Annotated in this window: 1 protein-coding gene; it reads right to left on the reverse strand. The window is 68.0% G+C overall.

Going from position 1 to position 615, the window contains the following annotated elements:
• Window positions 1–21 precede the first annotated feature (21 nt).
• Window positions 22–615, reverse strand: a 594-nt coding sequence (locus DEQ92_RS21415) for a D-2-hydroxyacid dehydrogenase (protein WP_147299552.1), incomplete at its 5' end; no start/stop codon positions are given.

Genomic DNA, 615 nt, shown 5'->3' on the forward strand with positions numbered 1-615 from the left:
CTCTCTGCTGTGAGACGCCGCTCAGACGATCTGATTCGCGAGAGCGTCGTCAGTGCGGATCCGCTTGGTGTTTTCTTCGACTAACGCGGCGACCCGCTCGCCGTACGCTCGGGTCGCGCCGGCGGCGTGTGGCGTGACGATGACGTTCTCCATCTCCCAGAGCGGCGAGTCGTCCGGTAGCGGCTCCTCTTCGAAGACGTCCAGTGCGGCCCCAGCTATCCCGCCGGCTTCCAGTGCTCCGATTAGACTCGCCTGGTCGACGACCGGCCCGCGCGCGACGTTGACGAGATAGGCGTCCTCTCGCATCGCGTCGAGTTCCTCGGAGCCAACGAGACCGCGCGTGCGGTCGGTGAGCGGCGGGGTCAGCACGACGAACCGCGCGTCGGCGATCGCATCGGAGAGCGCGTCCGGCGTGTAGATCTGTCTGACTGACGGGACCGGCGTCGGCGTTCGCCGAACGCCCACGACGTCCATCCCGACGCCGTCGGCGCGCGCGGCGACGCCCTGCCCCAGCGTGCCGAGGCCGACGACACAGACAGTTTCGCCCGCGAGCGTGAACGTCTCGTCCCAGTCGGGATACCGCCACTTGCGCTTCGGTTCGTTGTCGCGATAGAC

Source organism: Haloferax sp. Atlit-6N (genome assembly GCF_003383195.1).
Taxonomy (GTDB): Archaea; Halobacteriota; Halobacteria; order Halobacteriales; family Haloferacaceae; genus Haloferax; species Haloferax gibbonsii.